Source organism: Methylobacterium ajmalii (assembly GCF_036448855.1).
Taxonomy (GTDB): Bacteria; Pseudomonadota; Alphaproteobacteria; order Rhizobiales; family Beijerinckiaceae; genus Methylobacterium; species Methylobacterium ajmalii.
On the sequence record NZ_JAZFXT010000028.1, the window covers coordinates 74,322 to 88,391 of the forward strand.

Annotated in this window: 18 protein-coding genes; 10 read left to right on the forward strand and 8 right to left on the reverse strand. The window is 69.6% G+C overall.

Annotated features, from left to right (window positions below; translation table 11 throughout):
- The first annotated feature begins 21 nt into the window (after positions 1 to 21).
- From V3T34_RS13825 to V3T34_RS13835, 3 genes are all read left to right on the forward strand, one after another.
- Positions 22 to 321 (forward strand): antibiotic biosynthesis monooxygenase family protein, encoded by a 300-nt coding sequence (locus tag V3T34_RS13825; RefSeq protein WP_060849338.1) that lies wholly within the window; start codon positions 22 to 24, stop codon positions 319 to 321.
- 100 nt (positions 322 to 421) lie between these two features.
- Positions 422 to 1,357 carry a hydroxymethylbilane synthase gene (gene hemC, locus V3T34_RS13830; protein ID WP_305076945.1) on the forward strand — a complete coding sequence of 312 codons (936 nt, stop codon included), beginning with the start codon at positions 422 to 424 and terminating at the stop codon, positions 1,355 to 1,357.
- 127 nt (positions 1,358 to 1,484) lie between these two features.
- Positions 1,485 to 1,922, forward strand: a complete 438-nt coding sequence (locus V3T34_RS13835) for a DUF4174 domain-containing protein (RefSeq protein WP_305076944.1) — start codon at positions 1,485 to 1,487, stop codon at positions 1,920 to 1,922.
- A gap of 68 nt (positions 1,923 to 1,990) precedes the next feature.
- Here the strand turns inward: V3T34_RS13835 and V3T34_RS13840 are convergent, their stop codons facing one another.
- A complete protein-coding gene (locus V3T34_RS13840) occupies positions 1,991 to 2,518 on the reverse strand; it encodes a hypothetical protein (protein WP_060846984.1) in 528 nt (175 codons plus the stop codon).
- Positions 2,519 to 2,655: 137 nt separating this feature from the next.
- Here V3T34_RS13840 and V3T34_RS13845 point away from each other — a divergent pair, with 137 nt between their 5' ends.
- The 5 genes from V3T34_RS13845 (at position 2,656) to V3T34_RS13865 (ending at position 5,526) form a co-directional block, all read left to right on the forward strand.
- Entirely contained in the window at positions 2,656 to 3,450 is a 795-nt protein-coding gene (locus V3T34_RS13845; protein WP_305076943.1) for a phosphodiester glycosidase family protein, read from the forward strand.
- Between the two features lie 73 nt (positions 3,451 to 3,523).
- Complete coding sequence (coaD, locus tag V3T34_RS13850; RefSeq protein WP_048430190.1) at positions 3,524 to 4,027, forward strand: pantetheine-phosphate adenylyltransferase; 504 nt, start codon at positions 3,524 to 3,526, stop codon at positions 4,025 to 4,027.
- 29 nt (positions 4,028 to 4,056) lie between these two features.
- Positions 4,057 to 4,605 carry a peptidylprolyl isomerase gene (locus V3T34_RS13855; RefSeq protein ID WP_060846983.1) on the forward strand — a complete coding sequence of 183 codons (549 nt, stop codon included), beginning with the start codon at positions 4,057 to 4,059 and terminating at the stop codon, positions 4,603 to 4,605.
- A 4-nt stretch (positions 4,606 to 4,609) separates the two neighbouring features.
- A complete protein-coding gene (locus V3T34_RS13860; RefSeq protein WP_305076942.1) occupies positions 4,610 to 5,074 on the forward strand; it encodes a hypothetical protein in 465 nt (154 codons plus the stop codon).
- Positions 5,071 to 5,526, forward strand: a complete 456-nt coding sequence (locus V3T34_RS13865; protein WP_203157461.1) for a peptidylprolyl isomerase — start codon at positions 5,071 to 5,073, stop codon at positions 5,524 to 5,526. Before V3T34_RS13860 ends, V3T34_RS13865 begins: the two co-directional genes overlap by 4 nt.
- A 55-nt stretch (positions 5,527 to 5,581) precedes the next feature.
- On the opposite strand, the gene V3T34_RS13870 is transcribed toward V3T34_RS13865, so the two are convergent.
- The 7 genes from V3T34_RS13870 to V3T34_RS13900 form a co-directional block, all read right to left on the reverse strand.
- Entirely contained in the window at positions 5,582 to 6,343 is a 762-nt protein-coding gene (locus V3T34_RS13870; RefSeq protein ID WP_305076941.1) for a hypothetical protein, read from the reverse strand.
- 169 nt (positions 6,344 to 6,512) lie between these two features.
- Complete coding sequence (gene mobA, locus V3T34_RS13875; RefSeq protein ID WP_305076940.1) at positions 6,513 to 7,112, reverse strand: molybdenum cofactor guanylyltransferase MobA; 600 nt, start codon at positions 7,110 to 7,112, stop codon at positions 6,513 to 6,515.
- A 35-nt stretch (positions 7,113 to 7,147) separates the two neighbouring features.
- A complete protein-coding gene (locus tag V3T34_RS13880) occupies positions 7,148 to 8,281 on the reverse strand; it encodes an Mrp/NBP35 family ATP-binding protein (RefSeq protein ID WP_060846981.1) in 1,134 nt (377 codons plus the stop codon).
- Positions 8,282 to 8,605: 324 nt separating this feature from the next.
- Positions 8,606 to 9,379 (reverse strand): ABC transporter ATP-binding protein, encoded by a 774-nt coding sequence (locus V3T34_RS13885; protein WP_305076939.1) that lies wholly within the window; start codon positions 9,377 to 9,379, stop codon positions 8,606 to 8,608.
- On the reverse strand, positions 9,376 to 10,407 hold the full coding sequence (locus V3T34_RS13890; protein ID WP_305076938.1) for a FecCD family ABC transporter permease: 1,032 nt from the start codon (positions 10,405 to 10,407) through the stop codon (positions 9,376 to 9,378). Before V3T34_RS13890 ends, V3T34_RS13885 begins: the two co-directional genes overlap by 4 nt.
- Entirely contained in the window at positions 10,404 to 11,426 is a 1,023-nt protein-coding gene (locus V3T34_RS13895) for an iron ABC transporter substrate-binding protein (RefSeq protein ID WP_407942704.1), read from the reverse strand. Before V3T34_RS13895 ends, V3T34_RS13890 begins: the two co-directional genes overlap by 4 nt.
- A 238-nt stretch (positions 11,427 to 11,664) precedes the next feature.
- On the reverse strand, positions 11,665 to 11,874 hold the full coding sequence (locus tag V3T34_RS13900; RefSeq protein ID WP_305076936.1) for a TOBE domain-containing protein: 210 nt from the start codon (positions 11,872 to 11,874) through the stop codon (positions 11,665 to 11,667).
- A gap of 218 nt (positions 11,875 to 12,092) precedes the next feature.
- Between V3T34_RS13900 and V3T34_RS13905 the strand changes: the two genes are divergently transcribed.
- The gene (locus V3T34_RS13905) at positions 12,093 to 12,602 is read left to right on the forward strand and encodes a pyridoxamine 5'-phosphate oxidase family protein (protein WP_058619404.1); all 510 of its coding nucleotides are present in this window, start codon (positions 12,093 to 12,095) and stop codon (positions 12,600 to 12,602) included.
- A 144-nt stretch (positions 12,603 to 12,746) separates the two neighbouring features.
- Positions 12,747 to 14,039: a nicotinate phosphoribosyltransferase gene (gene pncB, locus V3T34_RS13910; protein WP_060846978.1), complete on the forward strand. Its 1,293-nt coding sequence runs from the start codon at positions 12,747 to 12,749 to the stop codon at positions 14,037 to 14,039.
- The last annotated feature ends 31 nt before the right edge of the window (positions 14,040 to 14,070 follow it).

Here is a 14,070-nt window from a genome sequence, read left to right on the forward strand (position 1 = left end):
CACCGCGGCAAGGGGGACGGGATGGTTCTGGAGATCGCGCAGATCGAGGTGAAGGCCGGGCACGAGAGCGCCTTCGAGGCCGGCGTCGGCCGGGCGGCGGAGCTGTTCCGCCGCGCCAAGGGCTGCCGCGGCATGGAGCTGCAACGCTCGGTCGAGGTGCCGACCCGCTACCGGCTGATGGTCCGGTGGGAGACCCTGGAGAACCACACCGTCGACTTCCGCGAATCGGCCGACTTCCAGGCCTGGCGCGCCCTGGTCTCCGAGCATTTCGCCGCCCCGCCGCAGGTCGAGCACACGGTGCTGGCGGTCCAGGGCTTCTGAGGAAGCCGGCAGCCTGTGGGGGCCGTGACACGGCGGCCCCGACTCGCTACTCGCGGATGTGACGCTTCTCGTACCCACGGCACCCGAGATGGCCCGACCCATGGCTCGACGTCCCCTGCGCATCGGCACCCGCGGCAGCCCGATGGCGCTCGCCCAGACCGGGATGGTGCGCGACCGCATCGCGGCCGCCCATCCCGACCTCGCCGAGCCCGGCGCGATGGAGCTCGTCGTCGTCACCACGGTGGCCGACAAGGTGCTCGACCGGCCGCTCTCCGAGATCGGCGGCAAGGGCCTGTTCACCAAGGAGCTGGAGCAGGCGCTGCTCGCCGACGAGGTCGACATCGCCGTCCACTCGATGAAGGACGTCGAGACTTGGCTGCCGGACGGGCTCGTCATCGCCTGCATCCTGGAGCGGGACGACCCGCGGGACGCCTTCCTGTCGCCGCACGCCACGCGCCTCGCCGACCTCGCGCCGGGCAGCCGGGTCGGCACCTCGTCGCTGCGCCGCGGCGCCCAGGTGCTGATGCACCGGCCGGACCTCCGGATCGTGCCCCTGCGGGGCAATGCCAACACCCGGATGAAGCGGCTCGAGGAGGGCGCCTGCGAGGCCACCCTGCTGGCCATCGCGGGCCTGGAACGCCTCGGCCTCGCCGACCGGGCCCAGGAGATCCTGCCGGTGAGCGCGATGCTGCCGGCGGTGGCGCAGGGCGCGCTCGGCATCGAGTGCCGGGCCGGCGACAGCGCGGTGATCGAGCGGCTCCAGGCGGTCGCCTGCGCCCGCACCACCATCGCGGTCGGCGCCGAACGGGCCCTGCTCGCGGAGCTCGACGGCTCCTGCCGCACCCCGATCGCGGCGCTGGCCCAGATCGACGGCGACGCCCTCACCCTCGACGGGATCCTGTTCCTGCCCGACGGCAGCGCCCACTGGGCGACCCATCGCACCGGTGCGGTCGCCGACGCGCTGGCGATCGGGCGCGAGGCGGGCGCCGAGCTGAAGGCCAAGGCCGGCGAGACCTACCGGGCGAAGCTGCAATAGGCCGAGCCGGGGCTGCGGCGCGGACCGATCGCGTCCGGTCCGGGCACCGGCGGGGGCGGATCGTCGTTGGGTTCTCCTGAACGAGCCGGGCCCGTCGCCCGGCACCCCTTCGAGAAAGGCCCGGCCCATGCCCGCAATCCCGCGCCCCGTCCTGCTCCTCGCTCCCCTGCTCCTCGCTCCCCTTGTCCTCATCCCCGTTGTCCTGGCCGCCGCGACGGTGCCGGCCGGGGCCTCCGACCTCGACCGCTACCGCTGGAAGTCCCGGGTGCTGGTGATCGCCGCCGAGGACGGGGATCCCCGGGCGGCCGCGCAGGCGCGCATCGCCGAGGCCTCCGCGATGCGCGAGCGCGACCTCGTGGTGGTGCGGGCGATCGGGGACGGGAGGCAGGCCGCCGCCCTGCGCCGGCGCCTCGGCCTGCCGGCCACCGGGTTCCGGGCGGTGCTGGTCGGCAAGGACGGCGGGCAGAAGCTCGTCGCCGCGGAGCCGATCCCGGCCGAGACCCTGGTCGCCACCATCGACGCGATGCCGATGCGCCGCGAGGAGGCGGCGGGACGGCGCAACTGAGCCATGGCGACCGGCCGCACGAAAAAGGCCGCCCCGGCGGGCGGCCTTTCCGGTTCGAGTGATCCCGCTCAGTAGCAGCGGGTCACGAGGACGCGGCGGTAGCCGTAGGGCGTCCAGCGCACCCGGGGCACCTCGTAGCAGCCGCCGCCATAGCCGTAATCGTAGCCGCCATAGTAGCCGACCGGGGCGTAGCCGCCGCCGTAACCATAGCCGTAGCCGCCGTAATACGGGGCGGTGGCCGCCGCGAGGCCGAGCCCGACGCCGAGCCCGAGGCCCGCCGCGCCCCAGCCGAAGCCGCGGCGGTAGCCGTAGCCCCCGCGCCAGCCGCCGTATCCGCCGCGCCAGCCGCCATAGCCGCCGCGCCAGCCGCCGCCGAAGCCGGCCTGGCGGTAGCCGAAGCCGCCGCCGCGCCAGCCGCCGCCCGCGAACCCGCCGCGGAAGCCGCCGCCGCGGAACCCGCCGAACCCGCCGCCGTGGAAGCCCCCGCCGTGGAACCCGCCACCGCCGAAGCCGCCGAAGCCCCGCGCTTCCGCAGTGGCCGGCAGAGCCACCAGTGCACCCGCGAGGACTGCCGATGCCGCCAACATGACCTTCATGAGCCGATCTCCGTTCGCGTGAAGATGTCGAACCCCCAGGCCCACAGAACACCGCGGCGGGGTTTTCGGTTCATGCTGCAAAACGTCACGATCGCTCTATACCGGTAGCCGGATGTCGGCCGGACACGGAGAGGCTCATGGCGACGATCGGGGTGCGGGCGGGACGGATCGGGGCGCTGGTGGTCGGTGCGGGCCTGTGGCTCGGGCCCGCGCCCGCACCGGCGGCGCCCGCCACGCCGGCCGCCTCCGTGCCGGCCTCCCCCGCCGTCGCCTGCCGACCGCAGACCCATGAGGGCCAGGCCTATTCGGTCTGCACCGTCGATTTGCGCCGCGCCCGGGTGAAGTTGTTCTGGCGCGGGCCCGACGGGCTGCCCTACGGCTCGCTGTCGCGGCTCGCCGGCCAGCAGGGCGACAAGCTCGCCTTCGCGATGAATGCCGGCATGTACGATACCGGCCTCGGCCCCGTCGGCCTCTACGTCGAGGACGGGCGCGAGCTGAAGGCCGCCAACACCGCCAACGGCCCGGGCAACTTCCACCTGAAGCCGAACGGGGTGTTCTACGTGGCGGGCGACAAGGCGGGCGTGCTCGAGACCGGGCGCTACCTGAAGGCCCATCCCAAGGCCGAGTTCGCCACCCAGTCCGGCCCGATGCTGGTGATCAACAACCGCATCCACCCGAAGATCTCCGAGGACGGCCCGTCGCAGAAGATCCGCAACGGCGTCGGCGTGCGGCCGGACGGGCGCACCGCGGTCTTCGCGATCTCGGAGGCGCCGGTGACCTTCGGGGCCTTCGCGCGGCTGTTTCGCGACACGCTCGGCTGCCCCAACGCGCTCTTCCTGGACGGCAGCGTGTCGAGCCTCTACGCGCCGGCGCTCGGCCGGCAGGACCTGAGCCGGCCGCTCGGGCCGCTGGTCGGGGCCGTGACCAAATGAGGCCGGCGCAAGCGGGGCCGGCCCGGGGCCGGGCGGTTCCGTTGCGCCTAAAAATGCTCTACGTGGGGCCACGATGAACCGCACCGCGCTCTATGCCGGCTCCTTCGATCCGGTGACCAACGGCCATCTCGACGTGGTGCGCCAGGCCTGCCGCTTGGTCGGCCGCCTCGTCGTCGCGATCGGCGTGCATCCGGGCAAGACCCCGCTCTTCTCCGCCGAGGAGCGGGCGGACCTGATCCGCGCCACCTGCGGCCCGCTCGCCGCCGAGACCGGCACGGTGCTGGAGGTCGTCAGCTTCGCCGACCTCGCGGTGGCGGCGGCGCGGCGCCACGGCGCCAGCCTGTTCATCCGCGGTTTGCGCGACGGCACCGATCTCGATTACGAGATGCAGCTCGCCGGCATGAACGGCGCCATGGCGCCGGAGGTGCAGACCGTGTTCCTGCCGGCCTCGACCGGCGTGCGGCCGATCACCGCCACCCTGGTCCGCCAGATCGCCGCCATGGGCGGCGACGTGCGGCCCTTCGTGCCCGCGGCGGTGGCCGACCGCCTGAGCGCCCGCTTCGCCCCGTCCGCCTGACGCGGCCGATTTCCACCCAGGAGACCTCCATGATCCGCTGGCTCGCAGCCCTGGTGCTGTCCGTCGCCGCCCTCGGCATCGCCGCCCCGGCGAGCGCCGCGCCCGACCAGAACACCGTCTACCTCGACACAAAGGACGGCCGCGTCACCATCCAGCTGCGGCCCGACCTGGCGCCCAAGCACGTCCAGCAGATCAAGACGCTGACGAAGCGCGGCTTCTACAACGGCATCGTGTTCCACCGCGTGATCGACGGCTTCATGGCCCAGACCGGCGACCCGACCGGCACCGGCATGGGCAAGTCCGACCTGCCGAACATCCCGGCGGAGTTCTCCAAGACCCCGTTCAAGCGCGGCACCGTCGGCATGGCCCGCTCGCAGGATCCGAACTCGGCCAACTCGCAGTTCTTCATCTGCTTCGGCGACGCCTCGTTCCTCAACAACCAGTACACGGTGGTGGGCGAGGTGACCTCGGGCATGGACGTGGTCGACAAGATCAAGAAGGGCTCGTCGGCCCAGAACGGCACCGTGCAGAGCCCGGACAAGATCGTCCGGATGAGCCTCGCCCAGGACGGCCAGTAGGCCGTTGCGCGGCGGGCTCTCGCTGGCCGGCCTCGCGCTGGCGGTCTCGACCGCGCCCGCCGCCGCGCAGTTCGACGTCACCGACAACCCCTCGGTGCTCTCGCTGCCGACCACCCTGCGGGCGACCGTGCGGGTGCCGGTGACGCCGCCGCCCGAGGGCCCCGCCGACACCCTGGCGGACCTCTACCCCCGGCTCGCCGCCTGCTGGCGCGCACCGGCCGATCTCGGGGCCTCCGCCATCACCCTGCGCTTCGCGCTGAGGCGGGACGGGAGCCTCCAGGGCACCCCGCGGATCACCTTCACGCGCGTTCCGCCCCGGCGGCGGGATGCGCTCGCCGCCGAAACGCTCTCGTCGCTCGCCCGCTGCACCCCGGCGCGGCTGACGGCGGGGCTCGGCGGCGCCGTCGCGGGGCGTCCTATCGCCCTGCGTTTCGTCTACCCTGGTCCGAATCAAGGAGACCGACCATGACCGACAGCAACCGACTCGTGATGGAGACCAGCAAGGGCCGCGTGGTCATCCAGCTGCGCCCCGACCTCGCCCCCAACCACGTCGAGCGGATCACGACCCTCTCGGAGCAGGGCTTCTACGACGGCGTGCCGTTCCACCGCGTGATCGACGGCTTCATGGCCCAGACCGGCGACCCGACCGGCACCGGCACCGGCGGCTCCGAGCTGCCCGACCTGAAGGCCGAGTTCAACGCCGAGCCGCACGTCCGCGGCACCTGCTCGATGGCCCGCACCAACTTCCCGCACTCGGCCAACTCGCAGTTCTTCATCTGCTTCTCCGACGCCCGCTTCCTCGACAAGCAGTACACCGTGTGGGGCAAGGTGGTCGAAGGCATGGACGTGATCGACCAGATCAAGCGCGGCGAGCCCGTGCGCGATCCCGACACCATCAAGTCGATGCGTCTTGAGGCGTAAAGCTTGCGATAAATAACGAGAACGCTCGTTTTGCCAAACGAAACGAGCGTTCTCTTTATTTCGGCGCGGCATTGTATAAAAATGTACACACAGCATCTTCTTTCTTTGATAGTTTTACAAAAAACTTTAGCCCACCAATGTTGACGCGATAAGATTTTCCGACTTGCATAATTTCATGCGCTTTGCTGCCAGATGCGGTTTCTATGATGAGCTTGCATCGATTATTCCCAAATATCTTGTCGCTGATGCTATAATCATCGGGTTCTTCAACAGATATTTTCACTAGAAAATTGAATATACCTCTTTGCTGTCCAACGTGCATTTGGCTAATTGAGACTATATCATCCCATATCTGGGATTCATTAATGTTTTTGACTTTATTTTCGACTTCTTGGGCAGATATTTTCGCAGAACGAGCTTTGTTCGTGATGTTTTCGACGGTATGAGGTCTTTTTTCAGATGTGATTTGATTTGTCAACTTATCTATTTCTCGCTTTTTCTCGGCAAGTTCGCTATTAAATTGATTTTGAGCAAGCTTGTATGCTGTGTTTTCATACGATATTTTGCTATTTATTTGTTTCAATTGTTCAAAATCATCCTGTAACTTAGCCAATCGAGCCCTTTCTTCGGCGTGGATATAATTATGCCATAACGTATTTAATAAAATTCCGGATGTTAGCCCTAGTCCAAGACAGCTTATCACGATGCCAGGCCCAGTTTTTTCCATCCACCCTTTTATTGTCTGACTTTTATTAATTAAAAAATCTAAGAAGCCAATCACGGCAGACCCACCAGTTGAAGACGACAAGATTGACATGAGCTCACATGTTATGGACAGCTTAATATTATAAATAGCTGCCCGCACATGTTAGGGCTCAACGCCTATTGATAATTTAGTATATATCGAAAAATTCGATCTGCAATGTGTTTTACATAATTCGTAAAATATATGGATATCTATTATATCGTTTTTATAATATAAATAATTATAAGTATTTATCGTATCGCAAGCTGGCATACAAAAGTTCTTCTTGAGTATTTATATTTAAAAAGGGATCCAGAGAATCTATGTCCCACGCCGCTTCCGCTGCGTTGTGCCGGGCGATCCACATGCCCACCCGCCGCAGGCCCCGCTCGACCAGCGCCGTCCGTAGGTCGTGGCGCAGGCTCACCGCCCAGACCCCGTTCACGAAATGCAGCTGCCCGCCCGAGGCCGCGACCGCCATCGCGACGCCGTCGCGGGCGCGTGCCGCGTGCAGGCGGGCGACGAGATCGTGCGGCAGGAACGGCGTGTCGCCGGCCACACTCGCGACGTAAGCCACGTCCGGGTGATGGCTCGCGCAGAAATCGAGGGCGGCGAGCACGCCGGCGAGGGGCCCGGGGGCGTCGGGCAGCGAGTCCGGCACCACGAAGCCCGTGAAAGCACGGAAGCGCGCCGGATCGCCGTTGGCGTTGAGGATCAGGCCGGCGGAGCATTGCGGGCGTAAGCGCTCCGCCACCCGCTCGAGCAGGGTTTTCTCGCCGAGGCGCAGGAGCGGCTTGTCGCCGCCGCCCATCCGGCGGGAGAGCCCGCCGGCCAGGATCACCCCGAGGGTCGGGGGCACGCTCCCGTGCGCGACGCTCACTCGATCACGATCCGGGGCGCCGGGCGCGGGCCGGCGCCACCGCTCAGCCCGGCCCACAGGCCGGCGGCGATGGTCCGGTAGGCGGCGGCCTGCGGCCCGTCGGGATCGACCGCGACGACCGGCCGGCCGGAATCGGAGGATTCGCGGATCGTCATGTTCAGCGGCACCTCGCCGAGGAACGGCACGCCCAGGGTCTCGGCCTCGTGGCGCGCGCCGCCATGGCCGAAGATGTGCGAGGTGCCGCCGCAATGCGGGCAGACGAAGGTCGCCATGTTCTCGACCACGCCGAGGATCGGCACCTCGACCCGGCGGAACATCGTGACCGCGCGGCGCGCGTCGATCAGCGCGAGGTCCTGCGGCGTCGAGACGATCACCGCGCCGGCCAGCGGCGTCGCCTGCGCCAGCGTCAGCTGCGCGTCGCCGGTGCCGGGGGGCATGTCGACGATCAGCACGTCGAGTTCGCCCCAGGCGACCTCGCGCAGGAGCTGGGTCAGCGCCGATTGCACCATCGGGCCGCGCCAGATCATCGCCGTGTCGGCGGAGATCAGGAAGCCGATCGACATCACCGCCAGGCCGTAGCCGTTGAGCGGCACGATGCGTTGGCCCTGCGGCGTGTTGATCGTCTCGGGCTTGCGGTCGAGGCCGAAGAGTTTCGGCACCGAGGGGCCGTAGATGTCGGCATCGAGGAGCCCGACCTTCAGGCCTTGGGCGCGGAGCGCCAGGGCGAGGTTGCAGGCGGTGGTCGACTTGCCGACGCCGCCCTTGCCCGAGGCCACCGCCACGATATGGCGCACCCCCGGCAGGGCCGGGCCGGGCCGCGGCCCACCCTGGGGCGCGCCGCCCGGGGCGGCGGGACGGGGCGGGGCGCCGGCGCCGGGGCCGCGCTCGCCCGTGAGGCTCGCCAGCGCCGCGTTGACGCCCGGAATCTTCAGCACCGCGATCTCGGCCGCCTGCCGCACGGCCTCGAAGGCCTTGGCCTCCGGCGGCGCGATGCCGATCGAGAACACCACCCGGCCATTGGGGTCGATGACGATCTCCGACAGGCGGCCGGAGGCCGGCAGGCTGGTTCCCGCCGCATCGACCGTCACGCCCGCGAGCGCCTTCAGCACGTCGTCCCGGGTGATCGCCACGTCGTCTCGCTCCTGTCCGCACCGCGTATCCGTCCGGCGTCATGTAACCCCTGCGCCGGGAAACGCCAGCGCGACGGGGACGGCCATCGGTGGGGGGAGGCGCAGCGCGCCGTCATGAAGCGTCCCATGGTCGGCCGGTCGGCCGGACCGACGACCGTGCAGGTTTCTTCTCCATCCCACCCTCGACCTCATCCTGAGGTGTCGGCGATCGCAGATCGCACGCGATCGAAGATCGACTGACCTCGAAGGAGGGCTCCTTTCAGTCGCACCTCAGGATGAGATCGCGAACGAGACGGGCCTCCGTCGCCGGCGTCGAACGGACGTTCACCCTCCCGGCAGGAAGGCCCGCGCGCCGCTCTCCGTATCCCGCACCTCCTCGACCGGCGCGCCGTAGAGCCGGCTCAAGCTGGCGGCGTCCAGCACCTGCCCCACCGGGCCGGCGGCAAGGGGCCGGCCGGCCTGCAGGAGCAGCGCCCGGTCGGCGTAGCGGGCGGCCTGGTTGGGGTCGTGGGTGGTGAAGAGGAGGCCGAGCCCGTCGGCGCGCAGCCGCAGGATCTCGGCCATCACCCGGCCCTGGTTGCCGAAATCGAGGCTGGCGGTCGGCTCGTCGAGAACGACGATGCGGGGCTCCTGGGCGAGCGCCCGGGCGACCAGCACGAGCTGGCGCTCGCCGCCCGACAGCCGCGTCACCGGCCGCTCGGCGAGATGGGCGATGCCCATCCGGGCAAGGGCCCGTTCCGCCGCCGCGTGGTCGGCCCGGGACGGAGCTTGGAGCAGGCCGGTGCGGCTCGTGCGTCCCATCAGCACCACGGCGCGCGCCGTGAACGCGAAGGCGCTCGCGCCGGCCTGGGGCACGTAGGCCATCGCCCGCGCGCGCTCCCGGGCGGTGAGGTCGGCAAGCGGCCGGCCCTCGACCCGGATGGTGCCGGCGAGCGCCGGCAGGAGGCCCAGCAGGGTCTTGAGCAGCGTGGTCTTGCCGCCGCCGTTGGGCCCGAGCAGCGCCATCGCCTCGCCGGCGGCGAGATCCAGCGAGAGATCGCGGCCGATCTCCCGGCCGGGATATCCGAAGGCGAGGGCGTCGGCCTGGATCAGGGTCACGACCAGTCCCGCTCCGCCCGGGCGAGCAGCCAGAGGAACACCGGCGTACCGACGAAGGCGGTGAGGATGCCGAGCGGCACTTCCACCGGCGCCACCGTGCGGGCGAGCGTATCGATGGTGAGCAGCGTGCCGGCTCCCAGCAGCGCCGCCGTCGGGATCAGCCGGCCGAAGCCGGGGCCGACGAGGAAGCGGGCGAGGTGCGGCACCACCAGCCCGACCCAGCCGACGATGCCGGCAGTCGCCACACTCGCCGCGGTGACGAGGGTGGCGGCCGCCACCACCGCGACCCGCAGGGGACCGGTGGCGAGGCCGAGCGAGCGCGCCTCCTCGTCGGGCAGGGACAGGACGTCGAGGCGCCAGCGCAGGAGGAGGAGAAGGCCGGTGCCGAGGATCACGGGCCCGGCGAGCGGCAGGAGGTCGGCGGGATGCGTGCCCGACAGGCTGCCGAGCAGCCAGAAGGTCATCGCCGGGAGCTGGTTGTAGGGATCGGCGAGGTATTTGATCAGCCCGACCCCGGCGCCGAGGAGCGAGCCGATGACGATGCCGGCGAGCACCAGCACCAGCACCGGATCGCGCCCCGACAGGGCGGCGCCGAGCCCGTAGACGCAGGCCACCGCGAGCAGCCCTCCCGCGAAGGCCAGCCCCTGGATCGCCAGCACCCCCAGCGAGAGCCAGATGCCCGCGACCGCGCCGAGCGCCGCCCCCGAGGAGGCGCCGAGGATGTCGGGCGAGACCAGGGGATTGCGAAACAAACCCTGGAAGGCGGTACCGGCGACCGCCAGCGCCGCGCCGACCAGGATCGCCGCGGCGATGCGGGGGCCGCGGATCTGCAGGACCACCGCCTCGACGGCCGGCGCCACGTCCGGCGCGTGGCCGGTGAGCCGGCCGGCGAGGACGCGGGCGACGTCGAGGAGGGAGACCGGGTAGCGCCCGACCCCGAAGGCGAGGGCGGCGGCGAGCACCAGGGCGAGGAGCGCCAGCCAGGGCCCGCCGAGCCGGATCGCCCGGGCGCCCGCGACACCGCTCACCGCGTTTCCGCCAGCACGCGGTCGAGGGCCGGATCGTCCGGCGTGACGTGGTAGAGCTGGCCGTAGAGGTCGCGGGCGACCGCCCGGATATCCTCCGGGAAGAGCGCCGGGTACAGGACCTTGCCGAGCCACCACAGGCCGGCCAGCCGGTTGACCGAGGGCGGAAAATCGACCCAGCCGAAGGGCAGCGACGGGCTGACGTGCAGGCGGTTCGCCCGCAGGGCCGGGGTCGCCTGCCACAGCGGATCCTGGCGCGCGGCGGCCGCGAAGGCGGGATCGAGGGCGACGACGACGTCGGGCGCCCAGGCGACCACGTCCTCGGGCGAGACCTGCGCCAGGCCGCCGCCGGGACCGGCGACGTTGGCGGCGCCCATCAGCGCCAGCGCCTCGACGTTGATCGAGCCCGCCCGCGCGGTCTCGAGGCCGCGCGGGCCGCGGGCGAGGTAGACCCGGGGGCGCCTGTCTTCCGGCACCCTGGCGACGCGCTCGCGCATCGTCGCCAGGGTGCTCTGGCTGAGGGCGGCGAGGGGCTCGGCGTCGCGCCCGATCAGCCGGCCGAGGCTGCGATAGGTGGCCGGCGCGGAGGCGAGACGCCCGTCGAGGAGGGCATAGGGGATGCCGGTCTGGCCCTGCACCCGGTCGGCGAGCGAGCGGTAGGTCTCGGCGGTCGAGCCGACATCGAGGATCAGGTCCGGCTTGAGCGCCAGGACCGATTCGAGGTTGGCGGTGTTGCCGCGCCCGGTGAGCCGTCCGACCTCCGGCAGGTCGGCGGCCCGGGGCAGGAGATAGGGCTTCTCCGAGGGCCGGATCGCCCGCGGCCAGCCGAGCAGCAATTCGGGGGCGAGGGTGTAGAGCAGGATCGCCGCCGGGGGGCCGGCGGGAAACACCCGGGCGACGGGGGTGCGCAGGCCGTCGAGGGTCCGGCCGGCATCGTCCCGCGGGGGATCGGCGGCGCGGGCCGCGTTTGCCAGCGCGAAGGCTGCGGAGCCGGTCAAGAGGGAGCGTCGATCGAGCGGCATCGCCAAGGCACTCGGGGCGTGGTCGACTGGAATGCCGAATGTCATCCCACCCGATCCACCTCATCCTGAGGTGTTAGTCGATCAGCGATCGACTGACCTCGAAGGAGGGCTCCAGGGATCGCCGAGGCATCTGGAGCCCTCCTTCGAGGCCTCCGCTTTGCTCCGGCACCTCAGGACGAGGTCGCGGGTAGGATGAACGAGGCATCCGTGGAGCCGTTCGAATCAACGGAGCGGCGTCTCAATCCGTCGCGATCATCACGTCGCTGGACTTGATCACCGCCTTCACGGTCTTGCCGGGGGCGAGGCCCAGCTCGTCGGCGGATTCGTTGGTGATCGCCGCGGTGACGAACTGCCCGCCGGCGAGCTCGACCCGGACATGGGCGGTGGTGGCGCCCTTCTTCACCTCGACGACCTTGCCATCGAGCTGGTTGCGCGCACTGATCTTCATCGTCGCCTCTCCCCGGCGGCCCGCCGTGCAGGCGCCTTCCGCGGCACAGATAGGCGAGGCCGGCCGATCCGGCGAGCCGTACGATCGAGGATTTCATGGGGGGGGTTCATGGCCGAGTTTCGAGAGCGGGGAACCGAAACCAAAGCGGGCATCGTCCGTTGTCGTGCAGCTTCGAGCGGGCCCGCCCGCTCGTCCCGGACTTCAAGGGAGACCCACCGATGCACCAGGGCAGCCACCGCGACCACGAGGGCGCAAAGAAGCTCTTCGCGATGATCAAGGACGTGAAGGTCGCGATGATGACCACGGCCGATTCCGACGGCCAGCTGCGCAGCCGCCCGATGTGGAACCAGGACGCGGACGAGAACGGCGACCTCTGGTTCTTCGTCAAGCAGGACGCGCCGGTGACCAACGAGATCGGCCGCGACAACCAGGTCAACCTCTCGTATTCCGATCCGTCGAGCCAGAACTACGTCTCGGTGTCGGGCAAGGCCGAGATCGTACGCGACAAGGCGCATATCGACGCCAAGTGGAGCGAGAGCCTGAAGACCTGGTTCCCGGGCGGCAAGGACGACCCGTCGGTGGCGCTGATCCGCGTCCACCCCGAGAAGGGCGAGTACTGGGACAGCCCGAACTCGACGATGCTGCACCTCTACGGCTACGTGAAGGCCGCCGTCACCGGCGAGTCGCCGAAGACCGAGAAGAAGGCGGTCGACCTCGGCGCCCGCTGAGGTCCGTCCTCGCCGACTGGGGGCTGCGCGGGCCGGCGGCTTGACTCCGGCCCGCGAACCGTGCGGGCTTCGCGGCCTCCGCCGCCCCCGGGCGGCGTGCCGGCCGCTCGCAGGAGGCGGTCCCAAGTCAGGCAGGCACGGGCGATGCTCGATCTCGCGACCAGGGTCTACAACCACACCTGGAAGATCGATCCGATCATCCGCTCCGTGCTCGACACGGACTTCTACAAGCTCCTGATGGCGCAGACGATCTTCCGGCGCCACCGGGACGTCTCGGTCACCTTCGGGATCCAGAACCGCACCAGCCGCATCCGGCTCGCCGACCTGATCGATCCCGGCGAATTGCGCGAGCAGCTCGACCATTGCCGGTCTCTGCGGCTGACCCGGGGCGAATCGACCTGGCTGCGCGGCAACACCTTCTACGGAAGGCGCCAGATGTTCTCGCCGGACTTCATGGACTGGCTCGAGAACTTCCGCTTTCCCGACTACCTCCTGGAGAAGCAGGACGGGCAATACGTCCTCACCTTCCACGGCCCGTGGATCGAGACCACGATGTGGGAGGTGCCCGCACTCGCCATCCTCAACGAGCTGCGCTCGCGCGGCGTGCTCAAGGGCATGGGCAAGTTCGAGCTCCAGGTGCTCTACGCCCGGGCGATGACGCGGATCTGGGAGAAGATCGAGCGGCTCAAGAACCTGCCGGGCCTCTCCATCGCCGATTTCGGCACGCGGCGGCGCCACGGCTTCCTGTGGCAGGACTGGTGCGTCGAGGCGATGATCGAGGGGCTGGGCTCGAGCTTCCTCGGCACCTCGAACTGCCTGATCGCGCTGCGCCACGACATCGAGGCGGTGGGCACCAACGCCCACGAGCTGCCGATGGTCTACTCGGCGCTGGCCGAGACCGAGGAGGACCTCGCCCGCGCACCCTACTTGGTGCTGGCCGACTGGCAGCGCGATTATGCCGGCAACCTCCTGGTGATCCTGCCCGATACCTACGGCACCACCGGCTTCCTCGAGCGCGGCCCCGCCTGGATGGCCGACTGGACCGGCATCCGCATCGACTCGAAGGACCCGATCGAGGGCGGAGAGGAGGCCATCCGCTGGTGGACCCAGCACGGCCGCAATCCGCGCGAGAAGCTGGCGATCTTCTCCGACGGGCTCGACGTCGACGTGATCGAGCGGATCCACCGGCATTTCCACGGCCGCCTGCGCATCGGCTACGGCTGGGGCACGCTGCTCACCAACGACTTCCGCGGCCTGGCGCCGGACGGACGCCTCGACCCGATCTCGATCGTCTGCAAGGTGATCTCGGCCAACGGCCACCCGACCGTGAAGCTCTCCGACAACCCGACCAAGGCGCTCGGTCCCGAGGAGGAGGTCGAGCGCTACAAGCGGGTCTTCGGCGTCGGCACCCAGCAGGCGGTGCCGGTGCTGGTCTGAGGACCGACCTGAAGGCGTCGACCCGCCCTTC

Coding starts and splice junctions, on each gene's coding strand:
- coaD (WP_048430190.1), top strand. CDS start 3,524: ATGAACCGCACCGCGCTCTATGCCGGCTCCTTCGATCCGGTGACCAAC.
- V3T34_RS13900 (WP_305076936.1), bottom strand. CDS start 11,874: ATGAAGATCAGTGCGCGCAACCAGCTCGATGGCAAGGTCGTCGAGGTG.
- V3T34_RS13840 (WP_060846984.1), bottom strand. CDS start 2,518: ATGAAGGTCATGTTGGCGGCATCGGCAGTCCTCGCGGGTGCACTGGTG.
- V3T34_RS13835 (WP_305076944.1), top strand. CDS start 1,485: ATGCCCGCAATCCCGCGCCCCGTCCTGCTCCTCGCTCCCCTGCTCCTC.
- V3T34_RS13825 (WP_060849338.1), top strand. CDS start 22: ATGGTTCTGGAGATCGCGCAGATCGAGGTGAAGGCCGGGCACGAGAGC.
- V3T34_RS13895 (WP_407942704.1), bottom strand. CDS start 11,426: ATGCCGCTCGATCGACGCTCCCTCTTGACCGGCTCCGCAGCCTTCGCG.
- V3T34_RS13865 (WP_203157461.1), top strand. CDS start 5,071: ATGACCGACAGCAACCGACTCGTGATGGAGACCAGCAAGGGCCGCGTG.
- hemC (WP_305076945.1), top strand. CDS start 422: ATGGCTCGACGTCCCCTGCGCATCGGCACCCGCGGCAGCCCGATGGCG.
- V3T34_RS13905 (WP_058619404.1), top strand. CDS start 12,093: ATGCACCAGGGCAGCCACCGCGACCACGAGGGCGCAAAGAAGCTCTTC.
- V3T34_RS13870 (WP_305076941.1), bottom strand. CDS start 6,343: ATGTCAATCTTGTCGTCTTCAACTGGTGGGTCTGCCGTGATTGGCTTC.
- V3T34_RS13845 (WP_305076943.1), top strand. CDS start 2,656: ATGGCGACGATCGGGGTGCGGGCGGGACGGATCGGGGCGCTGGTGGTC.
- pncB (WP_060846978.1), top strand. CDS start 12,747: ATGCTCGATCTCGCGACCAGGGTCTACAACCACACCTGGAAGATCGAT.
- V3T34_RS13855 (WP_060846983.1), top strand. CDS start 4,057: ATGATCCGCTGGCTCGCAGCCCTGGTGCTGTCCGTCGCCGCCCTCGGC.